This is a genomic window from Brenneria sp. g21c3 (assembly GCF_040240345.1).
In the GTDB taxonomy this organism is placed as follows: Bacteria; Pseudomonadota; Gammaproteobacteria; order Enterobacterales; family Enterobacteriaceae; genus Brenneria.
This window is the reverse complement of record NZ_JBEIAB010000005.1, coordinates 27050-44974: the sequence shown is the minus strand read 5'-3', so window position 1 is coordinate 44974 and position 17925 is coordinate 27050. Positions and strand designations below refer to the sequence as shown.

Here is a 17925-nt window from a genome sequence, read left to right as displayed (position 1 = left end):
GCCATAAAACAACGCGTGGCGTATTAATTATGCTGATGTGCATTTTTATTAGAAATAGATGCCGGGAAACCCGGCATATTAATAATGAATAAATATTATTTTCCGATAATTTTATTTATGACGGAATTTTATATAACCATTTTATAATAACAGAGCGCTACGGCACGCTTGTATGACCCTTTTGGTCCGTACAGCCGCGCCGGTAACCAGCTAAACGGCGATCCGTTTTATGCCGTGCTTCACTGTACTGTAGGCGCATTCTCGTCTTGCGCCGGTTCATCGCCGCATCGCCATTACGCTTAGCCCCCGTCGGCAGCAATCGGTCATTGCATCAAATCAGGATTCAATGGTATTACAATCGCCAGCACTGGTGTGAACCCGAGACCGCAACAACAAGAGTAAATATCATGACAACCGCCATCCCCGCCAACTATCGAATTCGTCCGATCGCGGCGCAAGACAACGCGGCTATCGCTCGTGTTATCCGCCGCGTGTCCGCTGAATTCAATTTGACGGCCGACAAAGGCTACACCGTATCCGACCCGAATCTGGATAGCCTGTTTGAACTGTACAGTCAGCCGGACAGCGCCTATTGGATACTGGAGTATGAAGGTGAAGTCGTCGGCGGCGGCGGCATCGCGCCGCTGACAGGCGGCGATGCGGATGTGTGCGAACTGCAAAAAATGTATTTTTTACCGGTTCTGCGCGGCAAGGGACTGGCCAGACAACTCGCTTTGCTGGCGCTGGATTTTGCCCGTCAACACGGTTTCCGCCGCTGCTATCTGGAAACGACCGCGCATTTAACCAGCGCCATCCGCTTGTACCAGTCGCTGGGCTTCGAACATATCCCCCACGCCATGGGCAATACCCGACACACCGATTGTGAAGTGAACATGCTGAAAACGCTGTAGCGTCATCCCGTCCTCCCTCTTTTCCCTTTGTGCGCGCTCAGGATCGTTGCGGGTTCAACGGCGTGGAATAAACGGATGGGGAAAATGCGGTAATGGGATTTCGCGACAATTGCGGACAGGATGTCAGCCAGCTCAGCCGTGGGTTTTCCCCACGGCGCTAAGAAACTCATGCTTAATGACGTTTTCCGTCATCGTCTTCGTCATAGAAGTCTTCGTCGTCCCCTTCCTCGCCTTCTTCGCCATCGGGATCTTCAAAGTAGGTACCCCAGCCGTCATAGTTCACGCCATACTGTTCAGCCAGCGTCAGAAGCTGTTCCACCTGAGCGTCGATCGCCTCCGCATTCAACGATACTTCGCTGATCGCGTCGCAGCACATCAAGAGAACGCCGTCTTCCACTTCCAGCTCTTCCGCATCCGTCACTTCATAGCCCAGCTTGAACGCCTCTACGGCGACTTTTTCCAGCACGTCGAATTTCTCGGCCGAGAAATGGTGCTCAATGGTATAAAGCGCATCCGGATCGCTGCCGTCATCCAGCAGTTCTTCGATGATCAGCCGTGTTTCTTCACGTTGTTCTTCCAGCAATTCGCGGTTTGCCATTCCTCAGTCCTCATTAACCGACGTAATATTGCGCCATTCTCCCACAGCCCTGCGGCCGTCTCCACCATAAAGTTTGCCTCTGGCACTTGAATTTGAATAATTACACATATAAAGTGAATTTTAATTCAATCATTAGCATTGATCAGTCTGGAGATATGCGTCATGAAGTCATTTTACAAGCGTCATTTTTTAAGATTAATGGATTTTTCGCCAGTGGACATCGCCAACCTTTTGGCCCTGGCGGCGGAACTGAAAGCCGATAAAAAAAGCGGCAAAGAAGTCCGCCGTTTGCATGGCAAAAACATCGCACTCATCTTCGAAAAAGATTCAACCCGTACGCGTTGCTCTTTCGAAGTTGCTGCATACGATCAGGGAGCGCAGGTGACCTACCTGGCGCCGAGCGGCAGTCAAATCGGCCATAAAGAATCCATCAAGGATACGGCGCGCGTCCTGGGAAGAATGTACGACGGCATTCAGTATCGCGGCTACGGCCAGCAAATCGTCGAAACGCTGGCGCAATATGCCGGCGTCCCGGTCTGGAACGGGCTGACGGACGAATTCCATCCGACGCAACTGCTGGCGGATCTGCTGACGATGCAGGAACATTTACCGGCCAAACCGCTGTCGGAGATGAAAATGGCCTACGTGGGCGACGCCCGTAACAATATGGGCAATACCATGCTGGAAGCCGCCGCCTTGACCGGGCTCGATTTACGTCTGATCGCGCCCAGGGCCTGCTGGCCGGAAGCGGGACTGGTGGCGGAGTGTCAGGCGGTCGCCAAACAAACCGGCGGCAACATCACCCTGACGGAGGATATCGCCGCCGGCGTGGCCGATGTCGACTACATCTATACCGACGTCTGGGTATCCATGGGCGAACCCAAGGAAGTCTGGCAGGAACGTATCGCCCTGCTGAAACCTTATCAGGTCAACATGGCGATGATTGCCGCGACCGGTAATCCACAGGTGAAATTCCTGCACTGTCTGCCGGCGTTTCATGACGACCAGACCACGCTCGGCAAACAAATGGCCGAACAGTACGGCCTGCATGGCGGTATGGAAGTCACCGATGAGGTGTTCGAGTCCGCGCACAGCATCGTGTTCGATCAGGCGGAAAACCGCATGCACACCATTAAAGCCGTGATGGTGGCGACGCTGAGTCAGGATTGATTCTGCCGGTTGATATATCGGAGAGGAACGCCGGCGTTATCAGCCACGCTTTCCCCGTCCCCCCTTGCAATACTCCCGTCCCGTCATCCCCGCGCTGGCGGGGATCGGGTGTTGCTGTCATTCCCGCGCAGGCGGGAATCAGTCAAGGGCTATTCACGGTTCCAGCGGCAGATCCCCGCCTACTGACGCGGGGATGACGGTATTGGAACTGCGGGATGACGGCATTGGGAATCACGGGGTGCGGGATTGTAAAAAAATCAGGTTTCACGCTTGAATTGGCCTCTTCTGAGCGTATAATTCCCGACAATTTGCCGGGAGGGAACATGCGCCGCTGCATAAAAAAATTCGCCGTTCATGCTGGTTATCAACCACAACTGCCGTCCGGCAGCCGGCAGGCGTTTTCCTTCCATTGCTTGACCGATCGTTCATAAAAAAGCCCCTCGTTGAGGGGCTTTTTTTTTGTGGCCAGCCATCCCTGGCGGTCACCCTTCGAGCCGTCGTTTGTGGCGAATATCTGCTTATCAGGCCTAACCGTTGGGAGAAAATATAAAAATGGTCAATCCGCTTTATCAAAAACATGTCATTTCAATTAACGATCTCAGTCGCGAGGATCTGGAACTGGCATTGCAGGTTGCCGCCAGTCTGAAAGCGAATCCCCAACCCGAGTTGTTAAAACACAAAGTGATCGCCAGCTGTTTTTTCGAGGCGTCAACGCGCACCCGGTTATCTTTTGAAACCGCCATGCACCGCCTGGGCGCCTCCGTCGTTGGCTTTGCCGACAGCAGCAACACCTCGCTGGGCAAAAAAGGCGAAACGCTGGCCGACACCATCTCGGTCATCAGCCAGTATGTGGATGCGATCGTCATGCGTCATCCCCAGGAAGGCGCCTCCCGCCTCGCCACCGAATTTTCCGGCGGTATTCCGGTACTCAACGCCGGCGACGGCGCCAACCAGCATCCGACGCAAACGCTGCTCGACCTGTTCACCATACAAGAAACCCAGGGCCGCCTGAGCAACATCAATATCGCCATGGTGGGCGACCTGAAATACGGCCGCACCGTTCACTCGCTTACCCAGGCGCTGGCGAAATTCGAGGGCAACCGTTTCTACTTCATCGCCCCGGATGCGCTGGCGATGCCGGATTACATTCTGAAAATGCTGGAAGAAAAAAACATTACCTACAGCCTGCACAGCAGCATTGAGGACGTGGTCGCCGATCTGGATATTCTGTACATGACCCGGGTACAGAAAGAGCGTTTGGACCCGTCCGAATACATCAACATCAAGGCGCAGTTCATTCTGCGGGCCGCCGATCTGGACCACGCGCGCGCCAACCTGAAAGTGCTGCACCCGCTGCCGCGCATTGACGAAATCACCACTGACGTGGATAAAACCCCCTACGCTTACTACTTCCAACAGGCGGGAAATGGTATTTACGCCCGTCAGGCGCTGCTGGCGATGGTATTGAATCGCGAACTGGTTCTGTGAGAGAAAAGAGGAATAGTCATGACTCACGATAATAAATTACAGGTGGAAGCCATCAAACGCGGCACGGTTATCGACCACATCCCCGCGCAGGTGGGCTTTAAGCTGCTGACCTTATTCAAACTGACCGCGACGGACCAGCGTATTACCATCGGCCTGAACCTGCCCTCCAACCAGCTTGGCCGCAAGGATCTGATCAAAATCGAAAATGTTTTCCTCACCGAACAGCAGGCGAACCAACTGGCGATATATGCGCCGCAGGCCACGGTAAACCAGATCGATGACTACAATGTGGTGCGCAAACTGGCGCCGACGCTGCCCGATCACATCGACGATGTCTTAACCTGCCCGAACAGCAACTGCATCAGCCGCACAGAGCCGGTTTCATCCTCATTCCGCGTGAAGCTGCGCGAAGGCGAAGTGCAGTTGAAGTGTAAATACTGCGAAAAAGAATTTGAGCGGCAGGCGGTATTGCAGAATCACTGATTCCGCCCTTTGATATTAATCATAAAAGAACGCGCCGACGGTTTCTTCGGCGCGTTCCGCTCGCAATCATTGCCTGAGGCGGCGCTTTTTTGAATAATGGCATCTTCGCGTTATTGATACGTCACACAAGGAGATACTATGTCACGCAACATCAGCACCGAACACGCTCCGGCAGCCATTGGCCCTTATGTTCAGGGCGTCGATCTGGGCAGCCTTATCATCACTTCCGGCCAGATCCCCGTCGATCCGAAAACCGGTCTGGTCGCCGATGACGTGACGGCTCAGGCGCGCCAGTCTCTGGCTAACGTTCAGGCCATTGTGGAAGCCGCCGGTCTGAAAGTTTCCGATATCGTTAAAACGACGGTATTCGTTAAAGATTTGAACGATTTCACCACCGTCAACGCCGCCTATGAGGCTTTCTTTAGCGAACATAATGCGCCGTTTCCCGCCCGTTCCTGCGTCGAAGTCGCTCGTCTGCCCAAAGATGTAAAAATCGAAATTGAAGCGATCGCGGTACGTCGCTAAGCCCCATTATTGAGCATCATGCCCCAAAGACGCACCCTTTAGTGGCGTCTTGTTGCCGGCGGGTGGTTTTTTGCCCGCCACGCCGCAGGCCGACGCATTGCTTTATTGAGAAACGTTCCCAGCCGTTTTCCCCTCCCTTGCTCGCCATGACGTTTTCTCGCCCCACCGAAATAGTGCATTCATGGAAAGCCACGCACCAGCGCAGTGCGAAAAAATGGCAATACCGGCACATTCGCCCGTTTTTTCAATATGGCGCATTTTATGCATCATCCTGTTATCACTTTTTCAGCGTGATGCCAGAGGATGACAATGATAAAAATGACGCTTCCAATACCGTCTTACTATGACGAGATGCTTTCCGCAGAAGGCGAACAACGCCAACACTACAATTCCTATTGGCAATGGCTGCAACAGACCGATCAACAGGCAATCAGACAAAAAAAAGAGCAGGCTGAACTGTTGTTTCACCGCGTAGGCATCACCTTCAACGTCTATGGCGAAGAAGGCGGCACCGAACGTTTAATTCCTTTCGACAGCGTCCCGCGCATTATTCCCGCTCACGAATGGCGCCTGCTCGATCTCGGCATTCGCCAGCGGGTACAAGCGCTGAATGCCTTTTTGTACGATATCTATCATCAACAGCATATTCTTAAAGCCGGTATTATTCCCAGCGAACAGGTGCTGGCGAACGAGCAATACCAACCCTGTATGCAGGGGGTGCATTTACACAACAACATTTACGCCCATATCACCGGTATCGATATGGTGCGCAACAGCGATGGTAATTATTACGTGCTGGAGGATAACCTGCGCACCCCTTCCGGCGTGTCCTACATGCTGGAAAACCGCAAAATGATGATGCGGCTCTATCCGGATCTCTTCGCCAGACAGCATATCGCCCCCGTCGAACGTTACCCCAGCTATCTGCTGCAAACGCTGCGGGAAAGCACGCTGGTCGACGACCCCACCGTGGTGGTGATGACGCCGGGGCGATTCAACAGCGCCTATTTCGAACACAGTTTCCTCGCTCAGCAGATGGGCGTCGAACTGGTGGAAAGCGCCGATCTGTTTGTGAAAGAAGGCGCGGTCTACATGCGCACCACCGAAGGCCCGTGCCGGGTGGACGTCATTTATCGCCGGGTGGATGACGCGTTCCTCGATCCGCTGGCGTTCCGCTCGGACTCCATGCTGGGCGTCCCCGGTCTGCTGTCGGTGTACCGCGCCGGCGGCGTGGTGCTGGCGAACGCCATCGGCACCGGCGTCGCGGATGATAAGTCCATCTATCCTTACGTCCCGGAGATGATCCGCTTCTACCTGTCTGAAGAACCGATTTTGGGCAATATCCCGACCTGGCAATGCCGCGATCCCAAAGCGTTGAGCCATGTACTCAACAACCTGGATAGCATGGTGGTGAAAGAAGTACACGGCGCGGGAGGATACGGCATGTTGGTCGGCCCGCGGGCGACGCGTCGGGAAATCGAGGATTTCCGCCAGCGCCTGTTGGCGAATCCGCACAATTATATCGCTCAGGAAACGCTGGCGCTCTCCACCTGCCCGACCTTTGTGGAAGACGGACTGGCTCCCCGCCATATCGATTTGCGCCCGTTCGCGCTGTCAGGGGAAGAGATCCGCCTGATTCCCGGCGGTCTGACCCGCGTCGCATTAACGGAAGGTTCATTGGTGGTCAACTCCTCGCAAGGCGGCGGCACCAAAGATACCTGGGTCATGGAGGAGGATGAATAATGTTAAGCCGTACAGCCAGTGAACTCTATTGGATGGCCCGTTATCTGGAGCGGGCCGAAAGCCTCGCCCGGGTTCTGGACGTGACCTACAAGCTGTCCATGATGCCGCGTCACAGCCAGCAGCAGCGCGATTTGGCGCTACCGCTGAACCTGACCTATACGCATGAGTTGTTTCAGGAACGTTATTCGCGTTTCTCCATGAACAACCTGCTGAATTTCTTCGCGCTGGACAGCCAAAACCCCAGCAGTATTTATAACTGCATCGAGATGGCCTGGAATAACGCCCACGCCGTGCGCGGCAGTCTCTCTTCCGAAATCTGGGAATGCATCAACGCCACCCGGATCGATATTCGCAACCTGCGCTATCAGGGGGTGGATAAAATCGGCATTGACGCCTTCTTCGACTGGGTTAAGGAGCGCGCGCACCTGTTCCGGGGCGCGATGTTCGGCACCTTGCTGCGCGGCGACGCGCAAAACTTTATCCGGCTCGGCACGCTGATCGAACGCGCCTACGCCACCGCGCAACTGCTCGATTTGAAAAACCAGCAGTTGAATAGCGACCCGGATCCCGTGCGTGAATATTACCGGCTGGATACGCTGCTGCGGGCGGTCAGCGCCCGCGAGGCCTACCATAGCATCTATCGCCAGCCGATCAGCCGTGAAACCGTGACCGAACTGCTGATATTACGTGAGGATGTGCCGCGTTCGCTGCACGCCTGCGTGGACGATCTGGTGCAGCAGTTGGAGGCCATCGGCAGCAAGCGGGCCAAAGAGCCCCGACGCCTGGCCCATCTTCTGAACGTCGAGCTGCGTTTCAGCACGATGGACGACATTATGGAAGAGGGGCTGGACGCCTATCTGAAGCACTTTTTAATTAAAATCAATGAACTGGCTGACAGTATCCGTCACACCTATCTGGAGGCGCTATGAAACTGACCATTAATCACCTGACGCATTATCGTTACGATGAGGAAGTGAAGTTCAGCACCCAGTATCTGCGCCTGACGCCGCAGAATTCAGCCCGTCAGCAGATTCAGTCGTGGAACCTGACGCTGCCCGCTTCGGCCGTCGCCACCACCGATACCTACGGCAACATCATGCATGTGCTGACCCTCGACATGCCGCATCGCGACATCACCATTCACGCTCAAGGCGTGGTGGAAATCGCCGATAACGCAGAAGAACCTTATTATCACAGCGAGACCGATACGCTCTCGCCGCTGGTGTTCTTGCGCGCCACGCCGCTGACGGAGGCCGATCGCAATATCCGCGAATTCGCCAGGCGTTATTATCAGCCGGCGTCGCCCGAAGAAAGTCTGATCGCATTGATGACGGAATTGCGCTTGAAAATGCCGTATACTCCCGGCGCAACGCAGGTGCAGGACACCGCGGCCGAAGCGTTCGCCATGCAAAAGGGCGTCTGTCAGGATCATACCCATGTTTTTCTGGCCTGCTGCCGCAGCCTGAATATCCCCGCCCGCTATGCCAGCGGCTATGTCTACAGTGAGGATACGCAGCATGTGGCTATGCACGCCTGGGCGCAGGCGTGGCTCAATGATCGCTGGCAAAGTTTTGATATTACGAACAATACCTGTCAGCTCAATCAGCATTTGCTGTTGGCGGTCGGCATGGATTATCTTGATGCCTGTCCGGTTCGCGGTACGCGGGTCGGCGGCGGATGTGAAGAGATGTTTTCCGAGGCTGAAGTCCGGCTGTTTGAACGACAACAGCAGGTACAGCAGCAACAGTAAATTTTTAACGAGAAGGTGGTTATGACGTACTGTGTGGCCATGCGTCTGTCCGACGGTTTAGTGTTTGCTTCAGATTCCCGTACCAATGCCGGAGTCGATCATATTGCGACTTTCAAAAAACTTCATGTTTTTCATGATGAGGGTCAACGCGTTCTGGTGATCCAATCCGCCGGCAATCTGGCCACCACGCAAAGCATCATCAGCCTGCTTAGCGCGCGCATCGAGGCGCAGGAAACGCCGAACCTGTTGCAGGCCGACTCCATGTACGATGCGGCGATGCTGCTGGGAGAAACCGTGCGCGAAGTGATCTACCGCGACAGTCAATCCCAGCAAAGCGGCAGCAATACCAATTTCGGCTGCAACCTTATTCTCGGCGGCCAGATTAGCGGCGAAGAGCCGCGGCTGTTCCATATTTACCCGGAAGGCAACTTTATCGAGGCCACCAAAGACACGCCGTATTTTCAGATTGGCGAGAGCAAATACGGGAAACCGATTATCGACCGGGTGCTGAGCATGGATACGCCGCTCGAACAGGCGATGTGCTGCGCGCTGATCTCCATTGACTCAACCCTGCGCAGCAACCTGTCGGTGGGGCTGCCGCTGGACGTGATGATTTATCGTGCGGACAGTTTCGATGCCGGCGGGCAGCAACGTATCACCGAAAGCGATGACTACTTCATCAAGATCCGCAAGGCGTGGTCGGAAGGGCTGCTGAATACGTTTCGCCAGCTCCCGCCTTTTCCGGTTGCTGAGCGATAAGGGAAAACGGAGCGCCGCATATCAGGCGCTGTAAAGGTGACAGGCGACCCGCCGTCCATCATCGAACGTAATATCCGGTATCGCTGAAAACGAGTGACAAGCGCAAAAATGCGCCAGCAATAAAAAAGCTGACGCCTTCTTCAAAAATGCAACATGTTGACCCCATCCAAAAAAATGAGCCAAATCAAGCGCCTTTAACTGTACAAAAAATGCGCGCTGAGCAGCCTTTCGGCTGAGTTCTGAATTCTTTGTTTTAGATCAACAAAACGCGTACTTTCTCGAACCAAGAACTACATATAGGGTCTATTATATTAAAAATATCCATATATAGTGGTTATCCACAATGTCATCCACAGCGGACCTTCTTTATTTACCGCTGTGGTTTACCTGTGGATAACATCAACAGAGGAACAGAACGTGAAACCAGTAGTGATTAAACGGGATGGCTGCCAGGTACCTTTTGATGAAATTCGTATCAAAGAGGCCGTAGAGCGAGCGGCACAAGCTGCTGGTATCGACGATTCTGATTACTGTGCGACCGTGGCCGCCGCCGTCGCCCAACAAATGCAGGATAAACGACGCGTAGATATTCGCCATATCCAGGATGCAGTTGAAAATCTGTTGATGTCCGGCAAATACAAGCAGCTGGCGCGTACCTATATAGAATATCGCCATGACCGCGATATCGCGCGCGAACGCCACGGCCGGCTGAACCAGGAGATCCGCGGGCTGGTGGAGCAGAGCAATATGGCTTTGCTGAACGAAAACGCCAATAAAGACAGTAAAGTCATCCCTACCCAGCGCGATCTGCTGGCCGGCATCGTGGCCAAACACTACGCCAAACAGTATATCCTGCCGCGTGATGTGGTGCTTGCCCATGAGCGCGGCGAGATCCACTACCACGATCTTGATTACTCGCCCTTTTTCCCGATGTTCAACTGCATGCTGATTGACCTCGGCGGCATGCTGACCAAAGGATTCAAGATGGGCAACGCGGAAATCGAACCGCCGAAATCGATTTCTACCGCCACCGCCGTCACCGCGCAGATCATTGCTCAGGTCGCCAGCCATATTTACGGCGGCACGACGATTAACCGCATCGATGAAATTCTGGCGCCGTTCGTCGCCGCCAGCCATAAAAAGCATCAGGCCGTGGCGCGGGAATGGCATATTCCCGATGAGGAAGGCTATGCCCGCACCCGGACGGAAAAAGAGTGTTACGACGCCTTCCAGTCCCTGGAGTACGAAGTCAACACCCTGCATACCGCCAACGGCCAGACGCCGTTCGTCACCTTCGGTTTTGGGCTGGGTACCAGTTGGGAATCCAGATTGATCCAGGAATCGATTCTGCGCAATCGTATCGCCGGGTTAGGCAAAAATCACAAAACGGCGGTATTCCCCAAACTGGTGTTTGCCGTGCGCGACGGGCTGAACCGTAAGCCTGGCGATGCGAATTACAGCATCAAGCAACTGGCGCTGGAATGCGCCAGCAAGCGCATGTATCCGGATATTCTGAATTACGATCGGGTCGTTGAAGTGACCGGCTCATTCAAAACGCCGATGGGCTGCCGCAGCTTCCTTGGCGTCTACGAGGAAAACGGCGAGCAAATCCACGACGGCCGCAACAATCTTGGGGTCATCAGCCTGAACCTGCCGCGTATCGCGCTGGAAGCCGACGGCGATGAAAACCGCTTCTGGACGCTGCTCGACCAGCGTTTGGCGTTGGCGAAAAAAGCGCTGATGACGCGTATCGCCCGGCTGGAGAACGTGAAGGCGCGCGTCGCGCCGATTCTGTATATGGAAGGCGCCTGCGGCGTGCGCTTAAAAGCGGACGACAGCGTGGCGGAGATCTTCAAAAATGGGCGCGCGTCCATTTCTCTGGGTTACATCGGCATCCACGAAACCATCAACGCGCTGTTCGGCAACGAGGTACACGTATTCGATAATGACACGCTGCGTGAAAAAGCGGTGGCTATCGTCGCGCGCCTGAAAAAAGCGACCGACCAATGGAAAGAAGAAACCGGTTATGGCTTCAGCCTGTACAGCACGCCGAGCGAAAACCTGTGCGATCGCTTCTGCCGTCTGGATACCGCCGAATTCGGCGTGATCAAAGGCGTGACGGACAAAGGCTATTACACCAACAGCTTCCATCTGGATGTGGAGAAGAAGGTCAACCCGTACGAGAAAATCGACTTCGAAGCGCCTTACCCGCATCTGGCGAACGGCGGCTTCATCTGCTACGGCGAGTATCCCAACCTGCAACATAACCTGAAGGCGCTGGAAGACGTCTGGGATTACAGCTACAACCGCGTACCTTATTACGGCACCAATACGCCGATCGATGAATGCTACGAATGCGGCTTCACCGGCGAGTTCGAGTGTACCAGCAAGGGGTTTACCTGCCCGAAATGCGGCAATCACGATTCGTCGCGCGTATCCGTTACCCGGCGGGTTTGCGGCTACCTCGGCAGCCCGGACGCCCGCCCGTTCAACGCCGGTAAGCAGGAAGAAGTCAAACGCCGGATCAAACACTTAGGCAACGGGCAACTCGGTTAATTTACGCCGGATAGATCTCGTCGCACTCCGGCAAGCCGCCCTTGCCGGAGATATCTCCCCGCGGACGTGACGAACCGCGATACATTGCGATAAGCCCCATTACGGTAGTAAAAGACGCCATGAATTATCACCAGTATTACCCGGTTGATGTGGTCAACGGTCCCGGAACGCGCTGCACGTTGTTTGTGTCAGGGTGCGTACACCAATGCCCCGGTTGCTACAACAAAAGCACCTGGCGGCTCAACTCCGGCCAACCGTTTACCCAGGCGCTACAGGACCGGATCATCACCGATCTTCAGGATACCGAGATTCCCCGCCAGGGGATTACGCTGTCTGGCGGCGATCCGCTTCACCCGCAGAACGTTCCCGCTATTCTGCAACTGGTACGGCGGATACGCACGGAGTGTCCGGGTAAAGACATATGGGTCTGGACGGGCTACGTGCTCGCCGAATTGACCGAAGCGCAACAGCAGGTGGTATCGCTGATTAACGTGCTGGTGGACGGCAAATTTGTGCAGGATCTCAAAGATCCCGCCCTGATCTGGCGAGGCAGCAGTAATCAGGTTATCCACTACCTGCGCTAATCTTTGCGTTCGCCTGCTACAAGAATGCATTCTGCTTGCCCAGCGCGCGTAACCGATTTGACTCCAAAATCGTTACCTTTGGTTTGGGCTCGGGAGAAAAAGCCTGGTTCAATAACGCTTGCGCTACCGTCTTCCCTTCGATAGCCCGCCATTTCGCCGGGAAAATACGCAGTAGCGGCGCAGTCAGACTCTCCAAAGGACGGTTCTCCCGCCTTTTCCCCAATAATAGCGACGGCCGGGCCAAGGTCAGATGCTGCCATCCCTGCCCGCGTAACGCTTTCTCGGTTTCGCCCTTCACCCGCGAATAAAAGAAAAGCGAATTCGCACTCGCGCCAAGGGCGCTGACCGCCAGCAACTGTTTCGCGCCCAATGCCAAAGCCGCTTTTGCCCCCTCCACCACCAGCGTGTAGTCCACATGACGAAACGCCTGTTTACTGCCTGCCGCCTTGATGGTCGATCCCAGACAGCAAAACGCGATATCAATAGGCTCGGTAATCTGGGAAAACGCCGCCGACAGATCTGGATCATGCGGATTAACCACGATTTCCGATGGCGGCAAAGGTTTACGGGTCGGCGCATAAATCACTTCCACCCGGTTGTTGGCCTTCAATAGCTGCAACAATTCATTCCCTACCAGCCCCGTCGCTCCCAATAGCAATATCCGGCTCATACTTCTCCCCCTGTTGCCGGCAGCCAACGACTAACGCTGCCAGCGATGCTTTTTTCCGAATCCCAACGTGTTGTCCGTCATCTTCAATTCCGTCAGATACAAGCGCCAGATGGGCGTATGCGCCGCTCTGGCGATCGGGAAACGCCGATTGTAAGCTGTCCGAGCCTGTTGTTCGTCCTCCCCTTCCAGTCGTTCCGCGCGCGCGCGGAACTGTACGCCTTTAATCAGCATGACGCTTTTCGGCTGGCCGCTTACCGTCCCGGCGATCTGCGGTTGCCGCGACATCAGTTCGCCATGGCGAGTGTGCAATTCCGTCATCACATAAAAAGCGACCTGCTGTTCGTCATAAGTGTAGAAGCAACTCGCACACCATAAATCCGAATTTTCACCCGCGCATAACGTCAGTACGTGCAGCTTCTTCAAATAACGCGCGATGGCGCCAAGATCGTTGTCTGTTTCCACCTATCCTCCCGTCATCTGTCGGCGTCTCAGTCGACCTTCTGAACGTAGGTATCCCGCGCCGCCAATAAACGCCCCTCGGCGGAGCGCGGCGTCATAACCGGCAGAGGCTTGCCGGTTTGCCGATCCAGCAACTGCGAACGCGGCTCATCTTGTTCAAACAGATTTCGCTCCCCCCACTGCCGCAATCCGACCAACAACGGGAAAAGCTGAACCCCCTTTGGCGTCAGCACATATTCCTGATAGGCCGAACCATCGGACGCGGGCCGAACCGTCAGAATCCCCTCGTCCACCAGACGGCGCAGACGATCGGTAAGAATATTTCGCGCCACCCCCAGGCTACGCTGAAAATCACTGAAACGTCGACGCTCGTCAAACGCATCGCGGATAATCAGCAACGACCAGCGATCGCCGATCACATCCAGCGCACGCGCCACCGGACACGCATCTTCTTTCATACTTTTGCGTTTCACCATCGTTCTCTTATCCCGTTTCCGTCTTATCAGACTCCGCGCCAGCCGGCTGGTTTTTCACTGACGCCGCTCAATTTAGTTGCATTTTAAAACCACAATAACTACCCTGCAATCAGTTGCATTTTGAAACTCATTGCTATGCGGAATAGTATCATGACCACAGAAAATCGTATTGCCGTATCAATCTTACCCGCTCCCGCGCCGCCGGCCATGCCACGCCTGAAAGTGCTCTTGCTGGCGGCCGCCTGCGGGCTCAGCGTGGCGAACGTCTATTATGCGCAACCGTTGTTAGACGCGCTGTCGGCGGATTTTAACATCGGCGCCGCGGCGATCGGCGGCGTCATCACCGCCACCCAGGTCGGCTGCGCGCTGGCGTTATTGCTGCTGGTGCCGTTGGGCGATCTCGTCAACCGGCGTCATTTAATGCTAGCCCAGCTTGGCGCGCTGACAGCGGCGCTGCTTGCGGTCGGGCTGACGACCTCGCCGGTTTATTTACTGGCCGGCATGCTGGCCGTCGGGATGCTGGGTACCGCAATGACGCAAGGACTGATCGCTTATGCCGCGAGCGCGGCGGCGCCACAGGAGCGTGGACGCGTCGTCGGCGCGGCGCAGGGCGGCGTGGTGATCGGCCTGCTGCTGGCGCGCGTGATGTCAGGCATGATTAGCGATTTAACGGGCTGGCGCGGCGTTTATCTCTTTTCCGCCCTGCTGATGTTATTGCTGGCCGTCGCGCTGTGGCGCGCGCTGCCGCATCAGTCCCCGCCCGCACGGCGCTTATCCTATCCGGCGATGCTGATCTCTATGCTGGCGCTGCTGCGCGAGGAGCGCGCGTTGCAAATACGCGGCGGCATCGCTCTGTTGATGTTCGCCGCCCTGAACATATTCTGGAGCGCGCTGGTGTTGCCGCTGAGCGTCGCGCCATATTCTCTTTCCCACACCGCGATCGGCGCCTTTGGTTTAGCGGGCGTACTCGGCGCGCTGGCCGCCGTCAAGGCGGGCGACTGGGCGGATAAAGGGCGAGGACAATGGGTCAGCGGATGCGCCCTGTTATTGTTGCTGGCGGCGTGGCTGCCGCTGGGGCTGACGCTCTCTTCGCTGTATGCGTTGATCATCGGTATTATCGCGCTGGATCTCGCGGTTCAGGCTATTCATGTGGCTAACCAAAACATGATTTTCAATACCCGCCCGGATGCCCATAGCCGACTGGTGGGGTGTTATATGCTGTTTTACAGCGTCGGCAGCGGGCTGGGCGCGATGGCGACCACTCTGGTCTATGACTCTGCCGGCTGGACGGGCGTCTGCATGCTCGGCGCCGCCGTCAGCCTGTCGGCGTTGATTTTCTGGGGCATCACCCTGCGTATGATGCCCGCGCCGGCATGACCGATCGCCGGGCGGCTGCGATCTTAACGTGTTTTTCTACCCTGTTTGACCGGCTTGTTTTTTGACCTGCCATCTCTGCCGGTTGCGGTATTTTTACCGCCCGGCGCCGCTTGTTTGCCGGCGGGTTTGTCGGCTACGGCCGGCGCGGTAAAACGGGTCAACGCCGGTCGAGCGGGCGCGCGGCCTTTTGCGCCGGAGCCGGCGCGCGCAGCGGCGCGTTCTCCCGGCGCCTGGGCGGGGATCAGACAATCGGGCCGGTTTCCAATCAGGCGTTTCAGCCCCATCGCGGTCAGCGCGTCGCGCAGCAACGGCCAGTTCGCCGGATCGTGATAACGCAGCAGCGCTTTATGCAGACGGCGTTGGCGTTCGCCCCGCGGCACCACCACGTCCTCGCTTTTGTAATCCACCTTGCCGAGCGGATTCTTACCGCTGTAATACATGGTAGTCGCATTTGCCAATGGCGAAGGGTAAAAGTTTTGCACCTGATCCAATCGGAAACGATTCTTTTTCAGCCACAGCGCCAGATTGACCATATCTTTATCCTCGGTTCCGGGATGCGCGGAAATAAAATAGGGGATCAAATACTGTTGTTTTCCCGCCTGCTCTGAATAATGGTCAAAAAGCGCCTTGAAACGATGATAGCTGCCCATTCCCGGCTTCATCATTTTCGACAGCGGCCCGTCCTCGGTATGCTCAGGGGCGATCTTCAGATATCCGCCGACATGATGCTCGGCCAGCTCCTTGATATAGCGCGGATCGGCCACCGCCAGATCGTAACGGACGCCGGAAGCGATGAGAATTTTCTTGATCCCTTTCAGACTGCGGGTGCGCCGATAAAGCTTGATGGTCGGCTCATGGTTGGTATCCATATGCGGACAGATTGCCGGATAAACGCAGGAAGCCCGCCGGCAGCTCTGCTCGGCGCGCGGCGACTGGCAGCGCAGCATATACATATTCGCCGTCGGGCCGCCCAGATCGGAGATCACGCCGGTAAACCCCGGCACGTTATCGCGGATCTCCTCGATCTCTTTGACAATCGATTCCTCCGAACGGCTCTGAATGATCCGGCCTTCGTGCTCAGTGATCGAACAGAAGGAACAACCGCCATAACACCCGCGCATGATATTGATCGAAAAGCGAATCATGTCATAGGCCGGAATGATCGCCTTACCGTAGGAAGGATGCGGGACACGCTGAAACGGCAGTGCAAACACCGCATCCATTTCTTCGGTAGAGAGCGGGATCGCCGGCGGATTAATCCAAACATAGCGGTCGCCGTGCTTTTGCATCAACGCCCTGGCGCAGCCGGGATTGGTTTCATGATGTAATATCCGCGACGCATGGGCGTACATCACCTTATCGCCTTTCACTTTTTCAAATGACGGCAACAGCACGTAGGTTTTTTCCCACGGTTTAGGTCGGGGCGCGCGCACGGTGATCGGCTGAGCCGCATCCGGCGCGGGCGTCTCCCCGTCGGCGCAAGGCAGATCCTCGCCGTAGGGATTGATAATCGGTTCAATACGGCCGGGCTTGTCGAGCCGGGTCGAGTCGACGCCCGTCCACCCGCTAAGCGCGGTTTTGCGCATCACCGCGGTATTACGCACATCCTGAATATCGCCAATCGCCTCGCCCGCCGCCAGCCGGTGCGTCACCTCGGCCAACGGGCGTTCGCCGTTGCCGTAGACCAGCATGTCCGCCTTGGCGTCCACCAATACCGAGCGCCGCACGGTATCGGACCAGTAATCATAGTGCGCGATACGCCGCAGGCTGGCTTCGATACCGCCGAGGATCACCGGAACATCGTTATAGGCTTCCTTACAGCGCTGGCTATACGCCAGCGTCGCCCGATCCGGCCTTTTCCCCGCGACATTGCCGGGCGTATAGGCATCGTCGTGGCGTAATTTTCGATCCGCCGTGTAGCGATTGATCATCGAGTCCATGTTGCCGGCCGTCACGCCAAAATAGAGATTAGGCTTGCCAAGACGCATAAAATCGTCTTTCGACGTCCAGTCGGGCTGAGAGATGATGCCGACGCGAAACCCTTGCGCTTCCAACATCCGCCCGACAATCGCCATGCCGAAACTCGGATGATCCACGTACGCATCGCCGGTGACGATAACCACATCGCAACTATCCCAGCCCAGTTGCGCCATCTCCGCTTTCGACATAGGGAAAAACGGCGCCGTGCCGTAACACTCGGCCCAATAGCGTGGGTAGGAGAATAGCGTGCGTTCGGGCTGAATCAGGCTGATTGGCATAAAAATTCTTCGTCGTCAGAAAAGAGGATGATTAATAACCCGCCCCAATGATTGCGTATTTATTCACCACCGGACAGGGGCCGTGAATTATACGTGGACAAAAGTAAAGCTGCCGATC

18 protein-coding genes and 1 pseudogene are annotated in these 17925 nt (G+C 55.8%); 14 read left to right on the top strand and 5 right to left on the bottom strand.

Annotated elements, in window-relative coordinates; all coding sequences use genetic code 11:
• The first annotated feature begins 407 nt into the window (after positions 1-407).
• Positions 408-911, top strand: a complete 504-nt coding sequence (locus tag ABRZ28_RS09595) for a GNAT family N-acetyltransferase (RefSeq protein ID WP_330520137.1) — start codon at positions 408-410, stop codon at positions 909-911.
• Between the two features lie 172 nt (positions 912-1083).
• Here the strand turns inward: ABRZ28_RS09595 and rraB are convergent, their stop codons facing one another.
• Positions 1084-1509: a ribonuclease E inhibitor RraB gene (rraB, locus tag ABRZ28_RS09590; protein WP_330520136.1), complete on the bottom strand. Its 426-nt coding sequence runs from the start codon at positions 1507-1509 to the stop codon at positions 1084-1086.
• 86 nt (positions 1510-1595) lie between these two features.
• Between rraB and argL the strand changes: the two are divergent.
• The 12 genes and pseudogenes from argL to nrdG form a co-directional block, all read left to right on the top strand.
• A pseudogene (gene argL, locus ABRZ28_RS24285) lies at positions 1596-1643 on the top strand (putative translational regulatory protein ArgL); the annotation flags it as partial.
• Positions 1644-1671: 28 nt separating this feature from the next.
• A complete protein-coding gene (gene argF / locus ABRZ28_RS09585; protein WP_330520135.1) occupies positions 1672-2679 on the top strand; it encodes an ornithine carbamoyltransferase in 1008 nt (335 codons plus the stop codon).
• Between the two features lie 215 nt (positions 2680-2894).
• Positions 2895-3110: a hypothetical protein gene (locus ABRZ28_RS09580; RefSeq protein WP_330520134.1), complete on the top strand. Its 216-nt coding sequence runs from the start codon at positions 2895-2897 to the stop codon at positions 3108-3110.
• Between the two features lie 121 nt (positions 3111-3231).
• Positions 3232-4167: an aspartate carbamoyltransferase gene (gene pyrB, locus ABRZ28_RS09575; protein WP_319606310.1), complete on the top strand. Its 936-nt coding sequence runs from the start codon at positions 3232-3234 to the stop codon at positions 4165-4167.
• Positions 4168-4185: 18 nt separating this feature from the next.
• Positions 4186-4650: an aspartate carbamoyltransferase regulatory subunit gene (gene pyrI / locus ABRZ28_RS09570; protein ID WP_319606309.1), complete on the top strand. Its 465-nt coding sequence runs from the start codon at positions 4186-4188 to the stop codon at positions 4648-4650.
• 138 nt (positions 4651-4788) lie between these two features.
• Positions 4789-5175 (top strand): 2-iminobutanoate/2-iminopropanoate deaminase, encoded by a 387-nt coding sequence (ridA, locus tag ABRZ28_RS09565; RefSeq protein WP_319606308.1) that lies wholly within the window; start codon positions 4789-4791, stop codon positions 5173-5175.
• 309 nt (positions 5176-5484) lie between these two features.
• Positions 5485-6918, top strand: a complete 1434-nt coding sequence (locus ABRZ28_RS09560; RefSeq protein WP_319606307.1) for a circularly permuted type 2 ATP-grasp protein — start codon at positions 5485-5487, stop codon at positions 6916-6918.
• Positions 6918-7847, top strand: a complete 930-nt coding sequence (locus ABRZ28_RS09555) for an alpha-E domain-containing protein (protein WP_319606306.1) — start codon at positions 6918-6920, stop codon at positions 7845-7847. Before ABRZ28_RS09560 ends, ABRZ28_RS09555 begins: the two co-directional genes overlap by 1 nt.
• Complete coding sequence (locus tag ABRZ28_RS09550) at positions 7844-8668, top strand: transglutaminase family protein (protein WP_330520133.1); 825 nt, start codon at positions 7844-7846, stop codon at positions 8666-8668. The genes ABRZ28_RS09555 and ABRZ28_RS09550 overlap by 4 nt, the downstream gene beginning before the upstream one ends.
• Before the next feature lie 21 nt (positions 8669-8689).
• Positions 8690-9427 carry a proteasome-type protease gene (locus tag ABRZ28_RS09545; RefSeq protein WP_319606304.1) on the top strand — a complete coding sequence of 246 codons (738 nt, stop codon included), beginning with the start codon at positions 8690-8692 and terminating at the stop codon, positions 9425-9427.
• Between the two features lie 417 nt (positions 9428-9844).
• Positions 9845-11983, top strand: a complete 2139-nt coding sequence (gene nrdD / locus ABRZ28_RS09540) for an anaerobic ribonucleoside-triphosphate reductase (protein WP_319606303.1) — start codon at positions 9845-9847, stop codon at positions 11981-11983.
• A gap of 119 nt (positions 11984-12102) precedes the next feature.
• On the top strand, positions 12103-12567 hold the full coding sequence (gene nrdG / locus ABRZ28_RS09535) for an anaerobic ribonucleoside-triphosphate reductase-activating protein (protein WP_330520132.1): 465 nt from the start codon (positions 12103-12105) through the stop codon (positions 12565-12567).
• Positions 12568-12583: 16 nt separating this feature from the next.
• On the opposite strand, the gene ABRZ28_RS09530 is transcribed toward nrdG, so the two are convergent.
• From ABRZ28_RS09530 to ABRZ28_RS09520, 3 genes are read right to left on the bottom strand one after another with little or no spacing between them, the layout of a single operon-like run.
• Positions 12584-13237, bottom strand: coding sequence for a Rossmann-fold NAD(P)-binding domain-containing protein (locus ABRZ28_RS09530; RefSeq protein ID WP_319606301.1), 654 nt, complete (start codon positions 13235-13237; stop codon positions 12584-12586).
• Positions 13238-13267: 30 nt separating this feature from the next.
• On the bottom strand, positions 13268-13699 hold the full coding sequence (locus ABRZ28_RS09525) for a YhbP family protein (protein ID WP_319606300.1): 432 nt from the start codon (positions 13697-13699) through the stop codon (positions 13268-13270).
• 26 nt (positions 13700-13725) lie between these two features.
• A complete protein-coding gene (locus ABRZ28_RS09520; RefSeq protein WP_319606299.1) occupies positions 13726-14172 on the bottom strand; it encodes a winged helix-turn-helix transcriptional regulator in 447 nt (148 codons plus the stop codon).
• A gap of 150 nt (positions 14173-14322) precedes the next feature.
• Here ABRZ28_RS09520 and ABRZ28_RS09515 point away from each other — a divergent pair, with 150 nt between their 5' ends.
• Positions 14323-15549, top strand: coding sequence for an MFS transporter (locus ABRZ28_RS09515; protein WP_330520131.1), 1227 nt, complete (start codon positions 14323-14325; stop codon positions 15547-15549).
• 23 nt (positions 15550-15572) lie between these two features.
• Here ABRZ28_RS09515 and ABRZ28_RS09510 read toward each other — a convergent pair whose 3' ends face one another.
• Complete coding sequence (locus ABRZ28_RS09510) at positions 15573-17807, bottom strand: YgiQ family radical SAM protein (protein WP_330520130.1); 2235 nt, start codon at positions 17805-17807, stop codon at positions 15573-15575.
• Positions 17808-17925 lie beyond the last annotated feature (118 nt).

Bases quoted from the DNA above. Each gene is read 5' to 3' on its own strand.
- ABRZ28_RS09550 (WP_330520133.1), top strand. From the start codon at position 7,844: ATGAAACTGACCATTAATCACCTGACGCATTATCGTTACGATGAGGAA.
- ABRZ28_RS09530 (WP_319606301.1), bottom strand. From the start codon at position 13,237: ATGAGCCGGATATTGCTATTGGGAGCGACGGGGCTGGTAGGGAATGAA.
- ABRZ28_RS09520 (WP_319606299.1), bottom strand. From the start codon at position 14,172: ATGGTGAAACGCAAAAGTATGAAAGAAGATGCGTGTCCGGTGGCGCGT.
- pyrI (WP_319606309.1), top strand. From the start codon at position 4,186: ATGACTCACGATAATAAATTACAGGTGGAAGCCATCAAACGCGGCACG.
- ridA (WP_319606308.1), top strand. From the start codon at position 4,789: ATGTCACGCAACATCAGCACCGAACACGCTCCGGCAGCCATTGGCCCT.
- ABRZ28_RS09595 (WP_330520137.1), top strand. From the start codon at position 408: ATGACAACCGCCATCCCCGCCAACTATCGAATTCGTCCGATCGCGGCG.
- nrdG (WP_330520132.1), top strand. From the start codon at position 12,103: ATGAATTATCACCAGTATTACCCGGTTGATGTGGTCAACGGTCCCGGA.
- rraB (WP_330520136.1), bottom strand. From the start codon at position 1,509: ATGGCAAACCGCGAATTGCTGGAAGAACAACGTGAAGAAACACGGCTG.
- ABRZ28_RS09545 (WP_319606304.1), top strand. From the start codon at position 8,690: ATGACGTACTGTGTGGCCATGCGTCTGTCCGACGGTTTAGTGTTTGCT.
- ABRZ28_RS09560 (WP_319606307.1), top strand. From the start codon at position 5,485: ATGATAAAAATGACGCTTCCAATACCGTCTTACTATGACGAGATGCTT.
- pyrB (WP_319606310.1), top strand. From the start codon at position 3,232: ATGGTCAATCCGCTTTATCAAAAACATGTCATTTCAATTAACGATCTC.
- ABRZ28_RS09510 (WP_330520130.1), bottom strand. From the start codon at position 17,807: ATGCCAATCAGCCTGATTCAGCCCGAACGCACGCTATTCTCCTACCCA.
- ABRZ28_RS09555 (WP_319606306.1), top strand. From the start codon at position 6,918: ATGTTAAGCCGTACAGCCAGTGAACTCTATTGGATGGCCCGTTATCTG.
- ABRZ28_RS09515 (WP_330520131.1), top strand. From the start codon at position 14,323: ATGACCACAGAAAATCGTATTGCCGTATCAATCTTACCCGCTCCCGCG.
- argF (WP_330520135.1), top strand. From the start codon at position 1,672: ATGAAGTCATTTTACAAGCGTCATTTTTTAAGATTAATGGATTTTTCG.
- ABRZ28_RS09580 (WP_330520134.1), top strand. From the start codon at position 2,895: ATGACGGCATTGGGAATCACGGGGTGCGGGATTGTAAAAAAATCAGGT.